The 18352-nt window shown below is 69.0% G+C and carries 15 protein-coding genes; 7 read left to right on the forward strand and 8 right to left on the reverse strand.

The features are described from left to right. Nucleotides 1-163 precede the first annotated feature (163 nt). A complete protein-coding gene (locus tag IT779_RS16215) occupies nucleotides 164-880 on the reverse strand; it encodes an oxygen-binding di-iron domain-containing protein (RefSeq protein ID WP_196150151.1) in 717 nt (238 codons plus the stop codon). Nucleotides 881-1218: 338 nt separating this feature from the next. Then, nucleotides 1219-1638, reverse strand: a complete 420-nt coding sequence (locus IT779_RS16220; protein ID WP_196150152.1) for a DUF7144 family membrane protein — start codon at nucleotides 1636-1638, stop codon at nucleotides 1219-1221. Nucleotides 1639-1889: 251 nt separating this feature from the next. Here IT779_RS16220 and IT779_RS16225 point away from each other — a divergent pair, with 251 nt between their 5' ends. Continuing rightward, entirely contained in the window at nucleotides 1890-3602 is a 1713-nt protein-coding gene (locus IT779_RS16225; RefSeq protein ID WP_196150153.1) for a SulP family inorganic anion transporter, read from the forward strand. Between the two features lie 176 nt (nucleotides 3603-3778). Beyond that, nucleotides 3779-5236: an APC family permease gene (locus IT779_RS16230; RefSeq protein WP_196150154.1), complete on the forward strand. Its 1458-nt coding sequence runs from the start codon at nucleotides 3779-3781 to the stop codon at nucleotides 5234-5236. Between the two features lie 12 nt (nucleotides 5237-5248). Here IT779_RS16230 and IT779_RS16235 read toward each other — a convergent pair whose 3' ends face one another. Further along, on the reverse strand, nucleotides 5249-6676 hold the full coding sequence (locus tag IT779_RS16235) for a hypothetical protein (RefSeq protein ID WP_196150155.1): 1428 nt from the start codon (nucleotides 6674-6676) through the stop codon (nucleotides 5249-5251). A gap of 260 nt (nucleotides 6677-6936) precedes the next feature. On the opposite strand from IT779_RS16235, the gene IT779_RS16240 reads away from it, so the two are divergent. From IT779_RS16240 to gndA, 5 genes are all read left to right on the forward strand, one after another. Beyond that, nucleotides 6937-7353: a hypothetical protein gene (locus IT779_RS16240; protein ID WP_196150156.1), complete on the forward strand. Its 417-nt coding sequence runs from the start codon at nucleotides 6937-6939 to the stop codon at nucleotides 7351-7353. Nucleotides 7354-7901: 548 nt separating this feature from the next. Beyond that, nucleotides 7902-8990 carry a glycosyltransferase family 4 protein gene (locus IT779_RS16245; RefSeq protein WP_196150401.1) on the forward strand — a complete coding sequence of 363 codons (1089 nt, stop codon included), beginning with the start codon at nucleotides 7902-7904 and terminating at the stop codon, nucleotides 8988-8990. Beyond that, nucleotides 8987-11152, forward strand: a complete 2166-nt coding sequence (locus IT779_RS16250) for an amylo-alpha-1,6-glucosidase (protein ID WP_196150157.1) — start codon at nucleotides 8987-8989, stop codon at nucleotides 11150-11152. The genes IT779_RS16245 and IT779_RS16250 overlap by 4 nt, the downstream gene beginning before the upstream one ends. Nucleotides 11153-11222: 70 nt before the next feature. Then, entirely contained in the window at nucleotides 11223-11408 is a 186-nt protein-coding gene (locus IT779_RS16255) for a hypothetical protein (RefSeq protein WP_196150158.1), read from the forward strand. Between the two features lie 107 nt (nucleotides 11409-11515). Beyond that, nucleotides 11516-12961 (forward strand): NADP-dependent phosphogluconate dehydrogenase, encoded by a 1446-nt coding sequence (gene gndA / locus IT779_RS16260; RefSeq protein ID WP_196150159.1) that lies wholly within the window; start codon nucleotides 11516-11518, stop codon nucleotides 12959-12961. A gap of 255 nt (nucleotides 12962-13216) precedes the next feature. Here the strand turns inward: gndA and IT779_RS16265 are convergent, their stop codons facing one another. The 5 genes from IT779_RS16265 to mbp1 all read right to left on the reverse strand — a co-directional run bounded on the left by IT779_RS16265 (nucleotide 13217) and on the right by mbp1 (nucleotide 18214). Further along, nucleotides 13217-13711, reverse strand: coding sequence for a DUF4231 domain-containing protein (locus IT779_RS16265; protein ID WP_196150160.1), 495 nt, complete (start codon nucleotides 13709-13711; stop codon nucleotides 13217-13219). Between the two features lie 33 nt (nucleotides 13712-13744). After that, nucleotides 13745-16030: a molybdopterin guanine dinucleotide-containing S/N-oxide reductase gene (locus tag IT779_RS16270; RefSeq protein WP_196150161.1), complete on the reverse strand. Its 2286-nt coding sequence runs from the start codon at nucleotides 16028-16030 to the stop codon at nucleotides 13745-13747. Nucleotides 16031-16075: 45 nt separating this feature from the next. Beyond that, entirely contained in the window at nucleotides 16076-17176 is a 1101-nt protein-coding gene (locus tag IT779_RS16275) for a glutamate--cysteine ligase (protein ID WP_196150162.1), read from the reverse strand. A gap of 78 nt (nucleotides 17177-17254) precedes the next feature. After that, nucleotides 17255-17455: a hypothetical protein gene (locus IT779_RS16280; protein ID WP_196150163.1), complete on the reverse strand. Its 201-nt coding sequence runs from the start codon at nucleotides 17453-17455 to the stop codon at nucleotides 17255-17257. 516 nt (nucleotides 17456-17971) lie between these two features. Then, the gene (gene mbp1 / locus IT779_RS16285) at nucleotides 17972-18214 is read right to left on the reverse strand and encodes a microaggregate-binding protein 1 (protein WP_196150164.1); all 243 of its coding nucleotides are present in this window, start codon (nucleotides 18212-18214) and stop codon (nucleotides 17972-17974) included. Nucleotides 18215-18352: the final 138 nt, after the last annotated feature.

Below are 18352 nucleotides of genomic sequence, written 5' to 3' on the forward strand. Positions count from 1 at the left end.
GCGGACTTCCGACCGAGGACGTGACTTCCCGAGCAGTACGACGACATCGCCGATGGCCACGACGGCGCCCGGGTCTCGGAATTCGACCGGTGCTCGTTCCGGATGCCGGGAACGAGCACCGGTCGCGAGGTGCGGGTCGGCGCCGCACCGGATTCCGCGGCGTTCACCCGGTCAGGAGGTCGTCGTAGACGGTGGCCATGGTGCGTAGCGCGGTCGGGCAGTCGCCGTTGTAGCTGGAGCCGTGCATGATCGCCAAGGTGGTCGGGTTCAGGTCGGCCAGGCGGCGCAGGGTCGCGGGGACGGCGGGGCCGAGGGAGGTGGCGTGGAAGATGTCCTCGGCGACGGAGGCGGGTTCGACGAGGTCGGTGTCGGTGAGGGCGGGGCCCTTTCCGACCTGGGTCATGAGGTCGCCGCAGAACAGGACGCCGGTGTTCTGTTCGTAGAGGACGCGGGCTTCCCAGTTGTGCGGGGCGTGCGGGGTGTCGAGGTGTTGGACGCGGCGGTCGCCCAGATCGATCGTCTCGCCGTCGGCCAGTGGTCGCGGCGGGCGGTCGGCCATGTCGTCGATGGAGACGGCGCATCCGAGTGCGCCGTGGGCCACCTGTGCGCGCGGGGCGGCGGCGAGGAAGGAGTTCATCGCGCCGCATTCGTCGGCTTCGACGTGGCCGAAGGTGATCCAGCGCAGTTGCTCGACGGGGCGGATCCGCTCGATGGCGGCCGAGACGAGCGGGAACAGCGCTCGCATGCCGGTGTGGAAGAGCAGGGGTTCCTCGGCGTCGACGAAGAACTGGTTGAAGGTGAAGCCGGTGGGGCCGACGTCGGGGACGTAGGTGGAGATGCGGTAGATCCGGTCGGCGATCTCGTCGGTGCTGGTCTGCATGGTTGAGTCCCGTGCTGGTGGCGACCCCCGCCGCACGAACGGTGCGCGAATCGTGAGTCTACTCCGCAAAACCGACCGGTCGCTCCTTATTTGCTCGGGCCGTATCCCCGAATTTGCCCACGGGGGTGGGGTACCCGCTACACTTCTCGGCGGGAGCGGGTCGCACCCCGCGGCCACGAGCAAGACGACCGGGTGTCGAGTCTTTTCCGGGACCTGGGATGCACTGGCGATTCGTGGCGCACAGGGTTGGGCGCGGCCGCACGGACCGTACCCCTTCGGGGTTCCCGCCCCCGCCAAACCACCGGGTCCGCGCCATGAGCGCGGGCCCGCTCACTTCGCTATCGACGCTCGGGCTGCCAGGTCGCCGACGCGGCCCACATGATGACGACGTCGATCGCGATGATCAGCGCCGACCACAGCGGGTAGTACGGCAGGGACAGGAAGTTCGCGAGGATGGACAGCGCCGCGACCAGCACGGCGATCACTTTCGCCACCGTCGACCCGAACAACAGCGCGATCCCGGTCGGCACCATGAGCACTCCGACGACGATGTGCACCCAGCCCCACGCGACGAGGTCGAAGTCGTAGCTGTAATCGGCGGCGGCGAACACGTCGTCGCGGGCGATGGCCGAGATGCCCTGCAACAGTTGCAGTGCGCCCGCCACGATCAACACGACCGCGGCCAGGAGCACGGTTCCGGTGGCGATCCGGCCGCGGATATGCTCGTTCCCGCGATGGACACCTGTGTGCGCCGACATGGCGGCTCCCCTGTTCGGAGGCGGAACGTGCATCGGAAGATGCCGGGATTCCCGGCGTCACGCGGTGCTGTCCGGGTGTTCGTGACGAGGCTAACACCGGCGGTGAGCGGCGGATATCACCCGGAACAGGTGAGGGTGGACGATGTCGGCGCGGACAGACTCGGCGTACTCGTGTCCGCTGTCGGGGTGAGGAGTTCGGCCGTGACGATTCGACCCGGTCCACCGCCGACCGCGGCCCGCTGAGGCCGACCGTGGCGTGGACGCACAGCCTCACCCGATTGCCCGGTATCGCGACCGCGATGGGATACCGGCGCGAATGGTTGCGCACCGACATCACCGCGGGCCTGGTGTTGACCGCGCTGCTGATCCCGGCGGGCATGGGTTACGCCGAGGCCGCGGGCCTGCCCGCCTACGCCGGTCTCTACGCCACCATCGTCCCGCTGCTCGCCTACGCGGTGGTCGGCCCGTCCCGGATCCTGGTGCTCGGACCGGATTCCTCGCTGGCCCCGCTGATCGCCGCCGCCGTCGCGCCGCTGGCGGTGACCGACGATCCCGAGGAGGCGCTCGCCCTCGCGGGTGTGCTCGCGGTGCTGGTCGGGGCGATTTTGCTGGTCGGCGGGTTCCTGCGGCTCGGGTTCGTCACCGAACTGCTGTCCAAACCGATCCGGCTCGGCTACCTGAACGCGATCGCGCTCATCGTCGTCATCGGGCAACTGCCCAAACTGCTCGGGTTCTCCGTGGACGCTTCGGGGGTGCTCGGCGAGGTCGGCGAGACCGTGCGCGCGGTCATCGACGGGAAGGTCGACGTGGTGGCGGCCGCGATCGGGGTGGCGGCGATCGCGGTCATCGTCGCGTTCAAGAGGTGGTTGCCCGTGGTTCCCGGCGTGCTGGTCGCGGTGGCGGCGGCGATCGCGTTGTGCGCGGCGGCCGGGCTGACCGACGACATCGGCATGGTGGGCGCGCTGCCGGACGGGCTGCCGCTGCCTTCGGTCGGCGGTGTCGGATGGTCGGATGTGACGGCGATGATCGGGCCCGCGGCCGGTATCGCGTTGATCGCGTTCGCCGACACCGGCGTGCTCTCGCGCACCTTCGCCTCCCGGCACGGCCACGACGTGAACGGCAGCACCGAGATGAAGGCGATCGGGGTGGCGAATATCGCGGGCGGGCTGTTCGGCGGGTTCCCGGTGTCGGCGAGCGGTTCGCGCACGCCGGTGGCCGAGCAGAGCGGCGCGCACACCCAGTTGGCGGGCGCCGTCGGGGCGCTGGCGGTGTTGGTCTTCGTGCTGGTGGCTCCCGGTCTGACCGCCTATCTCCCGGACGCGGCGCTGGCCGCGGTGGTGATCGTCGCCGCGACCGCGCTGGTCGATATCGGCGGCATGCGCAGGCTGTGGCGGATGAGTCGGGTCGAGTTCGGGCTCGCGGTCGCGGCGTTCCTCGGTGTGGTGTTCGCCGGGGTGCTGCAGGGCATTCTGGTCGCGATCGGGCTGTCGTTCGCGGCGGTCGTCGCGCGCGCCTGGCAGCCGCACCGCACCGAACTGGTCGCGACCGAGACCGGGTATCACGACGTCAACCGCCATCCCGACGGCCGTCGCGTGCCCGGTCTGGTCCTGTTGCGTTTCGACGCGCCGCTGTTCTTCGCCAACGGCGAGATCTTCGACGACTATGTGCGCGGCCAGGTCGCCCGCGCGCCCGATCCGGTGCGGTGGGTGGTGATCGCCGCGGAGCCCATCACCGGGCTGGACACCACCGCCGTGGACGAACTCGTCGACCTGGACCGGTATCTGGAGGGCAAGGGCATCCGGCTGGCGTTCGCGGAGTTGAAGGGCCCGATCAAGGATCGGCTCATCCGGTTCGGTGTCGGTGACCGTTTCGACCCCTCCCATTTCTATCCGACCGTCGACAGCGCCGTCGCCGCCTTCCGCGCCGAGAATCCGGGGGGCACCGACGAGCCCGAGGGAACTTAGACGCACGAACGAACGCTGACTTCGCGCTGGGTCGGGCGGATCATCGAAAATACGAACCGGTCTCCTTCGTTGCGGCCGAACAAGTTCCCACACGTCGAGAACTCCCCGACAACGGCGCCCCGATCGCATCGGCGCCGGACGCGAACTCACCCTGTCGACCCTGCGAGGTGACCACGATGACGCGGACTTCTCCCGAGCGACGGGACCCGGTCGAACTCGGGGGCTACCGACCGGAATTGAAGCGGACCCTGGGATCGTTCCAGGTGTTCGCCATCTCCTTCGCCTTCATCTCGGTGGCGGTCGGCGTGTTCACCACCTACGACGACGTGCTGCGCAACGCCGGACCGGTCGGGATCTGGCTGTGGGTCGGCGCCGCCGTCGGCCAGGCGCTGGTGGCCCTGGTGGTGGCGCAGTTCGCGGCGCGCATCCCGTTGAGCGGATCCTCCTACCAGTGGGCCTCGCGACTGGCATCGCCCAAGATCGGGTGGGGTTTCGGCTGGCTGACCTTCTGCTACCTGGCGACCGGGGTGGTGGCGGTGGACAACGCGCTGGCCAGTCAGGCGTTCATGCCGTTGGCGGGCATGGAACCCGACGAGGACACCGCGCGCCTGATCACCCTGGCCGTGCTGCTGATCCAGGCGGTGCTGGCCATCGTCTCCACGCGGATCGTGAGCGCGATCAACGCGAGCGCGGTGGTCGTGGAACTGGTGCTGGTCGTGGTGGTCGCGGTCGCGCTGGTGATCGCGGTGCTGGTCACCGGCGACGGCGCGGCCGACAACCTCACCTCCCGCGGCGTCGCCGCGCACACGCCGGACTACTTCGCCGTCGGCGGCGGGTTGATGTTGGCGATGATCATGGGTCTGGCCACGCTCGTCGGATTCGACGCGGCGGCGAATCTGGCCGAGGAGGCCAAGGATCCGTTCCGCAGCGTGCCGCGCGCGATCGTGGGGTCGGTGGTGGCGGCGGGCGTGCTCGGCCTGGTGTTCCTGGTCGCGCTGACCGTCGCGATCGAGGACATCCCTCGGATCAGCGCCGACGAGTCGCCGGTCGCGGCGATCATGCGCGACCAGCTCGGTCCGGTGACCGAACGGTTACTGCTGGTCGCGATCACCTTCGCGTTCTTCGGCGGCGGCATGGTGGTGATGGCGGCCTGTTCGCGGCTGGTGTTCGCGATGTCGCGCGACGGCCGTTTCCCCGCGCACCGGCTGATGCGGCGGGTGGATCCGCGCACCCACACCCCCGTCCCGGCCACGATCCTGATCTTCGCGCTCGGCGTGATCCTGATGGTCGCGCTGCCGGGCGCCGCGCTGCTGGAACTGATCACCGCCTCCACGATCCTGCCCGCGCTCATCTACGGCGCGACCATCGTGCTGTATCTGGCGGTGCGCACCCGCCTCGACCGCCGCAAGGGCGCCTTCGACCTCGGGCGTTTCGAACTGCCGGTGACGATCTGCGCGCTGGTGTGGACGGTGTTCGCGCTGTTCGTGCTGGTGACGCCGTCGGCGGCGCGGGTGCCGGTGGTGATCGTGGCCGGACTGCTCGGGGTCGGCGCGCTGTTCTTCCTGTCTCTGCTGCGCTTCGACCGTGCGGCACTCGAGACCGAACCGGGCGAGACGAACGTCTTCGAACACTGAACCCGACGGCGCTCATTCCCCCGCCGCGATGGCTTCCAGCGCGGCGCGCACGCGATCACGGACCGCCTCGGCGCGCCCGCGCAGGATGAGCGCGGACTCCTCGTCGCCGAGCAGGTCGGCCAGTTCCGCCAGCACCTCGTCGGCCGGGCCGAAAACCGCTAGGCCCGTGTCGAATCCGAGGATGGTGCCCGAATGCGGAAGCAGCGACTCGTAGAGGAGCGCGGCGGACTCGACCTCGCCGAGCGCGATCGCGGTGTGCGCGCGGAAAGCGGCCATGACGGTCCAGAAATACTGTCGGGGCGCCACGGGGTGGCGGTGGAACAGTTTCCTGGCCTCGTCGAGATCGCCCGCCAGCGCCAGCGCCAGCGCGTAGGGCTGGGCGGCCCGATCGGGTTCGGCGGCGTACGCGTAGGCGAGCCGGTCGCGCATGCTCGCGAACTCGCCCTTGGCCCAGGCCAGCGCGCACGCGCCGATCAGAGCGGTCGACGGGCCGTGCGCGACACCGGAATCGCTCATGCGGGTGGTGAATTCGCGGTAGTCGCGGGCGGCGGCGTCGAGGTCGCCGCGCAACAGTTCCACGGTGGCGGCGAAGGCGACCAGGGTGTCGAGTTGGGTGCGCAGCGGCCCGCCGCGCGCCAGCTCCAGCGCGTGCTTGGCGTGGTGGAAGGCGGCGAGCAGGTCGGTGTCGCGGCAGGCGGCGCGGAACCGCAGGTACTGGGCCAGCGCGCGGTAGTGGCGCGCGCCGCAGGCCGCGGCGACGCGGGTGAGTTCGTCGGCGATGGGCCGCCAGCCGGTGAGCAGAGCCGGTCCGGTGAGCGTCAGCGCCACGGCATCCAGTGCGGCGCAGATCAATTCGGGGTCGCCGAGGGTGTAGGCGAGGTCGAGGGCCTCGCAGGCGCGGCGGTAGCGGGGCGCGACCGCCTCCTCGGCGCCCGAAGCCAGGACCGCGGCGATCAGCAGGCGGGCGCGCGGTTCGGCGGGATAGGTGCGCGCGAGTGCCGCTTCGATGCCGCGACGCAGGTGCGCGTTGTCCAGGCGCGGGGTCAGGTCGGTCCAGATCATGGGTGCGCGCAGGCAGGTCAGGGCGCGCACGCGCAGGTCGGGGTCGGCGCCCGCCAGTGCGAGGGCGCGGTGGCGCACCGCGCGCCCGCTCGCGTCGTGGGCCGAGACCGCCGCGAGTTCGCACAGCGCGTCGAACATGGCGGTGCGGTCCTCGGTGGTGGCGGCGGCCTCGGAATGTCCTGCGATGTCGTGCAATTCGACCGCGGTGAACCACAGTTGCGCGCGGCGTTCGGGGACGGTGGAGTCGCGGGCGGCGGTGACCACGGGGGCGAGTGCGCGGGCCGCGGTGCGGCGCTGGGCGATCCGGCTCGGCGGCTGCGCGAGGACCTGGGTCGCGCTCGCGGAGTACGACGCGCCCGGTCGATCGTGGGATCCCAATTGTGCTCCTGTGTCTTCAATTGTGTGCGGAAATTCGATGCTGCGAATCCGGCACATGATGACACGGCGGGCATCGACTTCCACATACTCTGCGCGGTGTATGTTCCGCCGCGGGCGAGAAATACGTCGGGACGACTCGATTTTCCCAGGTCGAATATCTAACGGAAGTACGGCGGAAGTGCGACCATAGCGGACCGGAAGTATTCCGGAAGCGTCGGAAACCAGACTCATCGGGAGCGTCTTCCACGGAGAGGCGAGTCATGAATTTCTCGGATTACCTCTGGATCGTTCTCACGATCTTCTCGGTCGCCGCCTATTCGGTGGGTCTCGTCTCGATAATCCTGCGGCTGCTCGCCGACGGCGCGACCCCGCTGTGGTCGAAATTCTGCTGGACGGTCTTCATGATCGCGGTGCCGCTGGTCGGGGTGTCGATTTTCGTGATCGCCCGCCGGGCGGCCCAGCGGCCGCGCTCGACGCGCACCGGATACGACCTTCCCTCGACATCCCCATTGCGGCAACCGATCCGCTACCACCAGCGGGCCGGAGACGGGGACTTCCGCCCGATCACGACCACACCGATCGGCCCGCGCCGCGTACCGCCCGAACATCATCGTGGAGCCACCAACGGCCACGCCTTCACCCCGCCGAATCCCTTCGACGGCGACAGGTCGCAGTAGTCGCGTCGAACACCGATCCGACGACACGCCCGGCTGCTCTCCGCGCCGCTGGCTATCCTCGGTGAACGGACGCTCGACCAGTTCGGAAGGAGGTCGAGCGCGAGCGCGAGCCGTCCCCGAGCGGGACCGTCGCTCGCCCGCGCCGACCCGAGGGCACGACCCGGGAATTCCGGTCACCGACACACCGACCCACCGTGACATTTCGATAACAACGCGCCCATAAACCCCGGACCGGTTCGCGGCCCAGCAAATTCTGGGACCGTTCGTATGGTTTCGAGTGTTCATTTGGAGGTACGTTTTCCCAGGCCCCCCTGTTCGCGTCAGCGGCGAACAGGCCAACCAAGCCCTATGGACGGCGGTGCAGGCTCGGACTTCACCTCCGCCGCGGCGGCCACCACGTTCGGCGCCCAGCGCACCGAGTGCTGGGTGGATGTGTAACGGTTGGAAGGATGGTCATGAGCGCTGGTTTATCCACGCCGATTTCGGCGAATATCACCTCGTCGGACCTGTTGTCCATTGATCATGTCGGCGAACGATTCCGTATCGCGATGGTCGTTCCCCCGTATTTCGACGTGCCGCCCAAGGCGTACGGCGGCGTCGAGGCCGTCGTCGCCGACCTGGTCGACTCCCTGGTCGCGCGCGGACACGACGTCACCCTGATCGGCGCGGGCGAACCCGGCACCTCCGCGAACTTCGTACCCGTCTGGGATCGCGCGCTGCCCGAACGACTCGGCGAACCGTTCCCGGAAGTGGTGCACGCGTTGAAGACACGCAAAGCCGTGGAACACCTCGCCGCGACCTCGGGCATCGACCTGGTGCACGAACACACCTTCGCCGGACCGCTCAACGCACCCGCCTACCACGGCATCGGACTGCCGACCGTGCTCACCGTGCACGGCCCGGTCCAGGACGAGTGCTACACCTACTACCGGGCATTGGGCGCCGAGGTGTCGCTGGTCGCCATCAGCGACCGCCAGCGCGAACTCGCCCCCGACCTGAATTGGGTTGGGCGCGTGCACAACGCGCTGCGCGTCGACACCTGGCCGTATCAGGTCGACAAGGGCGACTACGCGCTGTTCCTCGGCCGCTTCAACGAGGACAAAGGCGTACATCTGGCCCTGGAAGCCGCGCACGCCGCTAGAATTCCTCTCGTGCTGGCGGGCAAGTGCAGCGAGGCACCGGAGAAGGCGTACTTCGAAGAGAAGGTGCGTCCGCTGCTCACCTCGGACGATTACGTGTTCGGGCTCGCCGACGCGGCGGCCAAGCGTAAGTTGTTGGCCGGTGCACGGTGTCTGCTGTTCCCGATCCGGTGGGAGGAACCGTTCGGCATGGTGATGATCGAAGCTATGGTCTGCGGCACACCCGTGGTGGCGCTGCGCGGCGGCGCGGTCACCGAGGTGGTCGTCGACGGCGTCACCGGACGCGTCTGCGACGACCCGGCCGAACTCCCGGCCGCCATCGAACAGGTCCGAGGCATCGACCCGGCCGCGTGCCGCGCGCACGTGGAAGCCAACTTCGGCGCCGACACCCTCGGCCGCGGCTACGAGCACATCTACTCGCGTCTGCTGCGCGGCCGCGACCGGGCCCGCACCGACAAGACGGCGCCGATCCGCACCGTGGCCGGCGAGCGCGTATGAACTCCGACGCCGGGAACTCACCCGACCCCGCGGCCACGAATTCGCCTCCGGCTCCGTTGAACTCGGGCGAGCCGATCGCACTCGGCGGCAACGGCGGTTCGGTGACTCTCGTCGACGGCGGCACCTTCTGCCTGTCGAACCGGCTCGGCGACGTCGAGCCGGGGCGTCCACACGGATTGTTCTTCCGCGACGCGCGCGTGCTCTCCCGCTGGGAACTGCTCGTGGACGGCAAACCCGCCGAATCACTGTCGGTACTCAGCCCCGAAGCGTTCGCCGCGCGTTTCGTACTGCGCAGGCCACCGCAGTCCGGATACGCCGACTCCACCCTGCTCGTGCTGCGCGAACGCCTCATCGCCGACGGCATGCACGAGCGACTCACCTTGGAGAACATGGGTTCCGAACCGACCGCGGTCGCCATGGAACTGCATGTCGAAGCCGACTTCGTCGACCTGTTCGCGGTCAAGGAAGGCCGCGCCGGACACGTGCGCGCCGACATCACCGTCACCGACAGCGAACTGGTGTTGCACGACCGCTCCGACCGGATGCGCGGCATCTCGATCTCGGCCACCGCCGAACCCGCGGTGCTGCCGGGATCACTGCACTGGCGGGTGGTCGTGCCGCCCGGCGGGCGCTGGCACACCGAGATCATCGCCCACCCGACCGTCGGCAACCAGCACGTCCAGAACACCCACACACCCGGCGAACCCCACCACCGCCACAGCGCCCCCTGCCGCAAGATCGCGGCATGGCGCGACACCGCGACCAAGATCACCGCGGGCGACTCGATCCTCACCCACGTCCTGCGGCGCTCCGAAAGCGACCTCGGCGCCCTGCAGATCCACGACGAATCCGGCGAAGGCCGACCCTTCGTCGCCGCGGGCGCACCATGGTTCATGACCCTGTTCGGCCGCGACAGCCTGCTCACCGCGTGGATGACGCTGCCGCTCGAGGTCGACCTGTCCCTGGGCACCCTGCAACAACTCGCCGAACTCCAAGGCGAGGACGACGACCCGCTCACCGAGGAACAACCCGGCCGCATCATGCACGAGATGCGCCGCGGCCCCGCATCCGGACAGGTACTCGGCGGCGACACCTACTACGGAACCGTCGACGCCACACCGCTTTTCGTGATGCTGCTCGCCGAAGCCCACCGCTGGGGCGCCGACCCCGACGCCATCGCCGACCTGCTGCCCGCCGCCGACGCCGCCATCTACTGGATGACCGAATTCGGCGACCGCGACGGCGACGGATTCATCGAATACAAGCGCGCCACCGACCGCGGCCTGATCAACCAGGGCTGGAAGGACAGCTTCGACGGCATCAACGACGCGGGCGGGCATCTCGCCGAAGCGCCGATCGCGCTGTGCGAAGTGCAGGGCTACGCGTACGCGGCGTTCCTGGCCCGCGCGCAGCTGGCCGACGCCTTCGACGACCCGCGCACCGCAAGGCTGATGCGCGAACGCGCCGCCGAACTCCGCGTCAAATTCGCCGAACAGTTCTGGCTGCCCGACCGCGGCTGGATCGCCGTCGCCCTCGACGGCCGCAAACGCCCCGTCGACGCGCTGACCAGCAACGCCGCGCAATGCCTGTGGACCGGCATCGTCTCCGACGAGCACGCCGCCGAACTCATCGACCGCCTCGCGGGTGAGAACATGGACACCGGATTCGGCATGCGCACCCTCGCCTCCTCCATGGGCGCCTACAACCCGATGAGCTACCACTGCGGATCGGTGTGGCCGCACGACACCGCCATCGCCGTCGCCGGACTACTGCGCTACCGACACCTGCCGCGCGCCCTCGCCGTCGCCACCCGCCTCTCCCAAGGCCTGCTCGACGCCGCCGCCGCCTTCGGCGGGCGACTGCCCGAACTGTTCTGCGGATTCCCCCGCGACCAGTTCGCGACACCGGTGCCCTACCCCACCTCCTGCTCACCGCAGGCGTGGGCCAGCGCGGCGCCGCTGCTGCTCGTGCGATCCTTCCTCGGCCTCGACCCCGACGTCCCCGCCCGCACCCTCACCGTGCGCCCCGCGGTCCCGCGGAACTGGGGCCGCATCCACCTGGCCGACCTGCGCCTCGGCGAAATCACCGTCGACCTCGAAGTCGAAGGCGACCAGGTCACCACCGCGCACGTACCCGACGACTGGACCCTGCTCACCCGCTGACGTGCTCGGCGACACATCGCGCGACACCCATCGCCAATCCGTTCCACCCACACGGACGGGAGAATCCACGATGCAGACCTCACACGACAGCAGGGACCTGTGGAGCGCACGGCACCGCGACTGCCACGCCGACCCCACCGACCTCGACCTCGACCTCGCGCGCTTCCTGTGCAGCACACACGCCGGTCACGGGCCCGAATGCCGCCAATACCTGGCCGCGGCCGCCTACTGCTACGGCAGCACCGCGCGCACCTGAGGCCGCCCGACGGGCGCGGTGTCGAGGCGGGTGCGCGCGGATAGTAGAAATAGAGGCGGCCGCCCCGTTCACGCGGTCACACACCCGTCGACGAAGGAAGCTGATTGATGGCGAACTCCGCAGCGCGCGCACAGATCGGGGTCACCGGCCTCGCGGTCATGGGCAGCAACATCGCCCGAAACTTCGCCAAGCACGGCTACACCGTCGCCCTGCACAACCGCAGCATCGCCAAAACCGACGCCTTGCTGGCCGAACACGGCGGCGACGGCGAATTCGTGCGCACCGAGACCGTCGAGGAGTTCGTGGCGGCGCTGGAGAAACCGCGCCGGGTACTGATCATGGTCAAGGCAGGCGATGCCACCGACGCCGTCATCGAGGAACTGGCCGCGGCCATGGAACCCGGCGACATCATCATCGACGGCGGCAACGCCCTCTACACCGACACCATCCGCCGCGAAGCCGCCATGAAAGCGCGCGGACTCAACTTCGTCGGCGCCGGCATCTCCGGCGGCGAAGAAGGCGCGCTCAACGGGCCATCGATCATGCCGGGTGGACCCGCCGAATCCTACGAATCCCTCGGCCCGCTGCTCGAATCCATCGCCGCCCAGGTCGACGGCACCCCCTGCTGCACCCACATCGGCCCCGACGGGTCGGGTCACTTCGTCAAGATGGTGCACAACGGCATCGAATACGCCGACATGCAGCTCATCGGCGAGGCCTACAACCTGTTCCGCGACGCGCTCGGCTTCGACGCCGCACGCATCGCCGACGTGTTCACCGAATGGAACACCGGCGACCTGGAAAGCTACCTCGTCGAGATCACCGCCGAAGTGCTGCGCCAGGTCGACGCCAAAACCGGCAAACCACTCGTCGACGTCATCGTCGACGCCGCCGAACAGAAAGGCACCGGGCGCTGGACCGTGAAAGCCGCGCTCGACCTCGGCATTCCGGTCACCGGCATCGCCGAAGCCGTCTTCGCGCGCGCCCTGTCCGGCGCACGCGCGCAACGGGCCGCCGCACGCGGACTCGCCTCCGGCGCGCTCGCCGACAAGCCCACCGACGTCGAACAGTTCACCGAAGACATCCGCCAGGCCCTCTACGCCTCCAAAGTCGTCGCCTACGCGCAGGGATTCGACCAGATCGCCGCGGGCAGCGCCGAATACGACTGGAACCTGCACCCCGGCGACCTCGCCACCATCTGGCGCGGCGGCTGCATCATCCGCGCCCGGTTCCTCAACCGGATCAAGGACGCCTACGAACAGAACCCCGAACTGCCAAGCCTGATCCTCGCGCCCTACTTCCGCGAAGCGATCGAGACCGCCATCGACAGCTGGCGGCGCGTGGTGATCACCGCCACCGCCCTCGGCATCCCCGTGCCCGCGTTCGCGTCCTCGCTGTCCTACTACGACGCGCTGCGCGCCGAACGCCTGCCCGCCGCACTCACCCAGGGCCAGCGCGACTTCTTCGGCGCCCACACCTACGAGCGCATCGACGCCGACGGCAAATATCACACGCTGTGGAGCGGCGACCGCAGCGAAGTCTCCGCGAGCTGACACCGGTGGCGGCGGGCTCTGTCCCGCCGCCTCCCGGTCTCGTCGCGGGCGCAGTCCCGCCGCTCTCGGCCACCCACCCGCGAAACCGACTCGCGATACGCACGAGATCGACACCACTGTCGATTCGGAGTTGCGGACCACATCGAACAGCACAGCGGCGCAACCTAATGCACGGACGACCCGAAACGAACGGCTCCGACAGCGGCACAACCGATCCCGATCCGCCCGGTACCGGCACACGTCACGAACGCGCGCTCAATCAGCGGCCAGACCCGTGGTGACCACCGTCGTCGAACTCGACCGCTCCCGACGCACCGGCGGCCACTGCCGTCCCGACTCCCAGGTGATCGACTCCACCGCCTTCACCAACTCCACCGCCGCACCCCCACCGGCATACGGTTCGGCCTGCACCAGATACAGCGCGACCTCGCGTTCGATCGCGTACTGCACGCGACTGTCGCGCATCCAGCTCTCGTGCAACCCGAACGCCGTGCGCACCCCGGTCGCCACCAGCACCGCCGCACCGAGCAACGCGACGACCAGATCGGGCAGATCCGTCACCGCGACCACCGGAATGGCGGCCGCGCCCACGATCGCCGCCAACTCCGTCAACGCGTAGGAGCGACGATGGCGTCTACCGCCGCGGCGATAGGACTCCCATTTGGCGACCACCGGGACCGGCAGCTCCTGATCGTCACGTCGCGCTGTGCGCATCCAATGCCCCGAACCCCAAGGGGCGCGAATCCTCATGCCACCATCATCGCCAAGACCGCGCGGTCCGCATCACGAATCCGGCGCGCCGCAGGCCGACAACGCGGGCGGACGGTCGACCGACACCTCCGGCAACACCCCCGCATACCGCTCGACCTGCACCAACGCCAACTGCCCCGAGCAGCCTTGGCTCAAAGAGGACGCCGCGCGATCCGCGGTCAACACATTCGGATTACCGTGCCTGCACAGCGACGGATCCGCCGGATCCGGGTCGTACCAACTCCCCGTCGACAACTGCGCCACACCCGGACGCACCGCCTCGTCCACCAGCACACCCGCCAGACACGCGCCGCGATCGTTGAACACCCGCACCACATCCCCCGTGCTCACCCCGCGCGCCGCCGCCTCGCTCGGATGCAGACGCAACGCCTCACGCCCGGCCACCTTCGCCGCCCGACTGTGCGCACCCACGTCCAACTGACTGTGCAGCTTCGCGCGGGGCTGATTGGCCACCAACTGCAACGGCAACCGCTGCGCGGCGGGTGCGCCCAACCACTCCTCCGGCGCCAACCACACCGGATGACCCGGACAGTCCGCGTACCCGAAACCGGCCACCACTTCGGAGAAGATCTCGATCCGGCCGCTGGGCGTCGACAACGGCGCGGCATCGGGGTCGGCACGGAAATCCGCGCACAGCACCTGCTCGCGATCCGGCACCGCGATCTCGAGCGACCCGCGCCGCCAGAACTCGTCGAAACCGGGAACACCGGCCGGACGCCACTGCTCGTACAGGTGCCGCAACCACTGCCCCGTGTCCCGGCCCTCCGTGAAATCCTTGCCAACACCCAACCTTTCGGCCAGCTCCGCGAAGATCACATAGTCGTCGCGCGCGCCGCCGTGCGGACGGGTCAACGCGGGCATCGCCAACAACAACGGATCGGCCTGGCCCGCACCGAAATCCTCGCGCTCCACACTCATCGTCGCGGGCAGCACGATATCGGCGTGCCGGGCGGTCGCGGTCCAGAACGCGTCGTGTACCACCACCGTCGCCGGACGCGTGAACGCCGACCGCAACCGCGCCAGATCCTGATGGTGATGAAACGGGTTCCCGCCGCACCAATACACCAACTCGACATCCGGATAGCGCAGCCGCCTGCCGTCGTAGTCGAACGACTCCCCGGGACACAGCAGCATGTCCGCGATCCGCGCCACCGGGATGAACCGGTCGATACCGTTGCGGCCCTGCGGGAATCGCGGCACCGAATGCGCACGCGCGGGCTCACCCACCGCCGCCGTCGAACCGTAGCCGTGCCCGAAACCGCCACCGGGCAAACCGATCTGACCCAACATCGCCGCCAACACCACCCCCAGCCACAACGGCTGCTCACCGTGCCGGGCGCGCTGCAACGACCAGCTCACCGTGATCAACGTCCGCCCCGCGGCCATCTCCCGTGCCAACTCCCGAATCCGCGCGGCGGGGACCTCGGTGATCGCCTCCGCCCACTCCGGACTCTTCACCACCCCGTCCGAGTCGCCGCGCACATAGGCGATGAAGCGCTCGTAACCGACGGTGTAGCGGTCGAGGAACGCACGATCGGCCAACCCCTCGGCATCCAACACCTGCGCCAACGCCGCCATCAGCGCCGCATCCGTCCCCGGCCGCGGCGCGATCCACTCCGCCTGCGCCTGCTCGGGTATATCGTCGCGCAACGGCGAGATCGACACGAACCGGCAACCCCGCGCCCGCGCCCGCCCGACCCACGACACCGTGTCGTGGCGAGCCGCGCCACCGACCCCGACCACCGAATTCTTCGGCGAGATCCCGCCGAAGGCCACCACCAGGTCGGTGTGCTCGGCGATCACCGACTTCGCCGTCGACGCGCGCTCCAACCAGCCCATACCGCCGATCACATGCGGCAACAACACCTCCGCCGCGCCGAGACTGTAACTGTTGACACTGCGCACATACCCGCCGAGACAATTCAGGAAGCGATGCAACTGTCCCTGCGCGTGATGGAACCGCCCCGCGCTCGCCCACCCGTACGAGCCGCCGAACACCCCCTCCGGACCCCGTTCCCGATACACCCGCCCCAACTCCGCCGCCAACAGATCCAGCGCGCGTTCCCACGACACCGCGACGAACTCCTCGTCGCCGCGCCCCGCGCCGCCGGGACCGCGCTCGAGCCAGCCGCGCCGCACATACGGGCGATCCACTCGCGTGCGGTGGTGCTGGGCCGACACCACATTCTCGATCAGCGGCGTCGGCTCCGGATCGCCCGCCCACGGCCGCACCGCCGTCAGGCGATACCCGTCACTCTCGGCCTCGAACGCACCCCAATGGGCCAGATGTAGGGTCATCGCTCCACGGTATCGGCAGATTCCGGGCGCCGCGATCGCGCCAGGTCAGCACTTCTCGACCGTCGCCCGCGTCAATTCCTCGACCACGTCGCCGATCTCGCTGCGCGCGCGCATCGTCGCCACCTGCCTGCGCGCACCATTGCCGCGCACGTGCAGCGACGCGATCGCATCGAGCACGAAGTCGAGATCGCCCGCCTCGCGCAGCGCAGGCGACACCGTCTCCACCAGCCGGGACAGGATCTCGCGATGCGGGACGATCCGGCCGTGCACAGGATCAAGTCCCGGCCCGTCGAGTCCGGCGTGCGCGGCGTTCCAGTAGGCGGCGCGCAACACCTCGGCGGGCACGGCGGGCGCGGGGACGCCCTCGGCCATCCACCGCAACCCCGTCGTCACCGCCGCCCTGATCAACGCCGCGAGCAGCGCCGCCTCCTCGGCGGTGGCGGGCACGTCGCTGACCCGGATCTCCACGGTCGGGAAACTCTCCGAAGGGCGGATATCCCAATACACCATCTTGTTGTCCAGAATGCTGCCGCCGACCCGCATCATCGCCACCATCGCCTCGTACTCGTCCAGGCTGGTGAAATACGGCGGCGGGCCCGCGCTCGGCCAGCGCCGCCACAGAATGCTGCGCCAACTCGCGTAGCCGGTCTCCTCGCCGCGATAGATCGCGGAATTCGCGGTCATCGCCAGCAACACCGGCAGCCACGGGCGCACATAGTTGCCGACCAGCACCGCGGTCTCGCGATCGGGCACTCCCACGTGCACGTGACAGCCGCACAAGCCCTGTTCATCGGCGAGCAGGCCGAAGGTGCGCGCGATCCGCTGATAGCGCGGGATCGCGGTGATCGGCAGCCGGTGCGACACCGTCGGCGGGATGGCGACCGCGAGCAGTCGCGCGCCGTTGTCCACGGCGCAGTCCGCGACCGTGCGGCGCAGCGTGCGCAACTCCTCGTGCAACGCGGCGGTCTCGGTGTGCACGCGGGTACTGGTCTCGACCTGCGCGCAGGTCATCTCCAATTGCAGTGAAACTCCCGCACGCCGCGCCGCCGCGGCCACCTCGAGGTTCTTCGCGGCAGGCGCGCCGGAACACGGGTCGACCAGGAGGAATTCCTCCTCGACACCGACGGTGATGACGGCCGCGCCCATGAGAGCAGAGTACGCCGAGACAGTGAATGCCAAGCTATCAACCGGCGAACGAGCGGGAAGGACCGACGCCTTGCTCGGTCAGTGACGTGCGGTCGGCCCATCGGGGATCTCGTGATCACGCCATCGCACCCGCGGCCCGCCCGCGCCGATCACCGGCAGCACCGACGTCAGCTCACGCGGGTCCGAATGCAGGCAGGCCAAGAAACCGTCGACACTGCCGTAGCGCGCGAGAACCTGTTCCAGCAACCGTTCCGCGGGCGCGTTCCATTCGCTCGCCACGCCGTCAGCAATCCCCGAGCACAACGCTGCCGAACAGCGCGTATACGGATTCCGACGATTCCTGCCCTACAGCCGAAGGTGGATGCATTCCCGAATTCCAGCACATCGGCGGCACACCACCGGCACCGACCTCCGCCGCCGGCTTGCAGGGGTTCGTCATGATCGCCGACGGCGGGGCCCAACCAACCCGGATGCCCAGGGCTCGGGCGCGAGACCGCGGCCATGTCGGGGCACGCCACGGTCCCCTGGATGCGACTGCCGGGACACCTCGCGATGAGCGAGGGCAGTCGATCACCGCAGGTCACCGATCGACGCATCCTATCGATCGAATACCCGTCTCGGACGTGACGAATCACGATCTATGACCCGCGAACGACATTCGGCAAATAATTGGCACACCGGTGTTCTCGGATCGGAGCAGGCCGAGTTCGCCCTACGCTCGACTCTCGAACGGCATACCCCGAACACGCCGACGCCGGGCGGTCCATGACCGCCCGGCGTCACAGCGAAATCGGGTCAATTGTTCTGATGGGCACTCTGTCGCGCTTCGTCCACGTCGGCTTCGGCGCGAGCCTTCTCGGCCTCGGCTTCCTTGCCCGCGGCCTTGCGCTGGGATTCAGCCTTGTCCTGTTGCGCGCGACCTTCCTGCTCGAGGTCCTCGTGCCCGCTCAACGCGCCCGCAGCCTGCTTGATCTTGCCCTTGGCGTCTTCGACGACGCCCTCGACCCCTTCACGTACACCACCGGTGTGCTCGGGCATAACTACCTCCTGATGTCGGTATCGACAACTGACACAGGACGCCTACCCGCGCATCACGCACCCAATCCGAGCCGTCGACGTCATCACGAAACGGCACGAATGCGAGCCGGGTCACGTCCCGAACCGCCGCGGGTCGGT

Source organism: Nocardia bovistercoris, from assembly GCF_015674855.1.
GTDB lineage: Bacteria > Actinomycetota > Actinomycetes > Mycobacteriales > Mycobacteriaceae > Nocardia > Nocardia bovistercoris.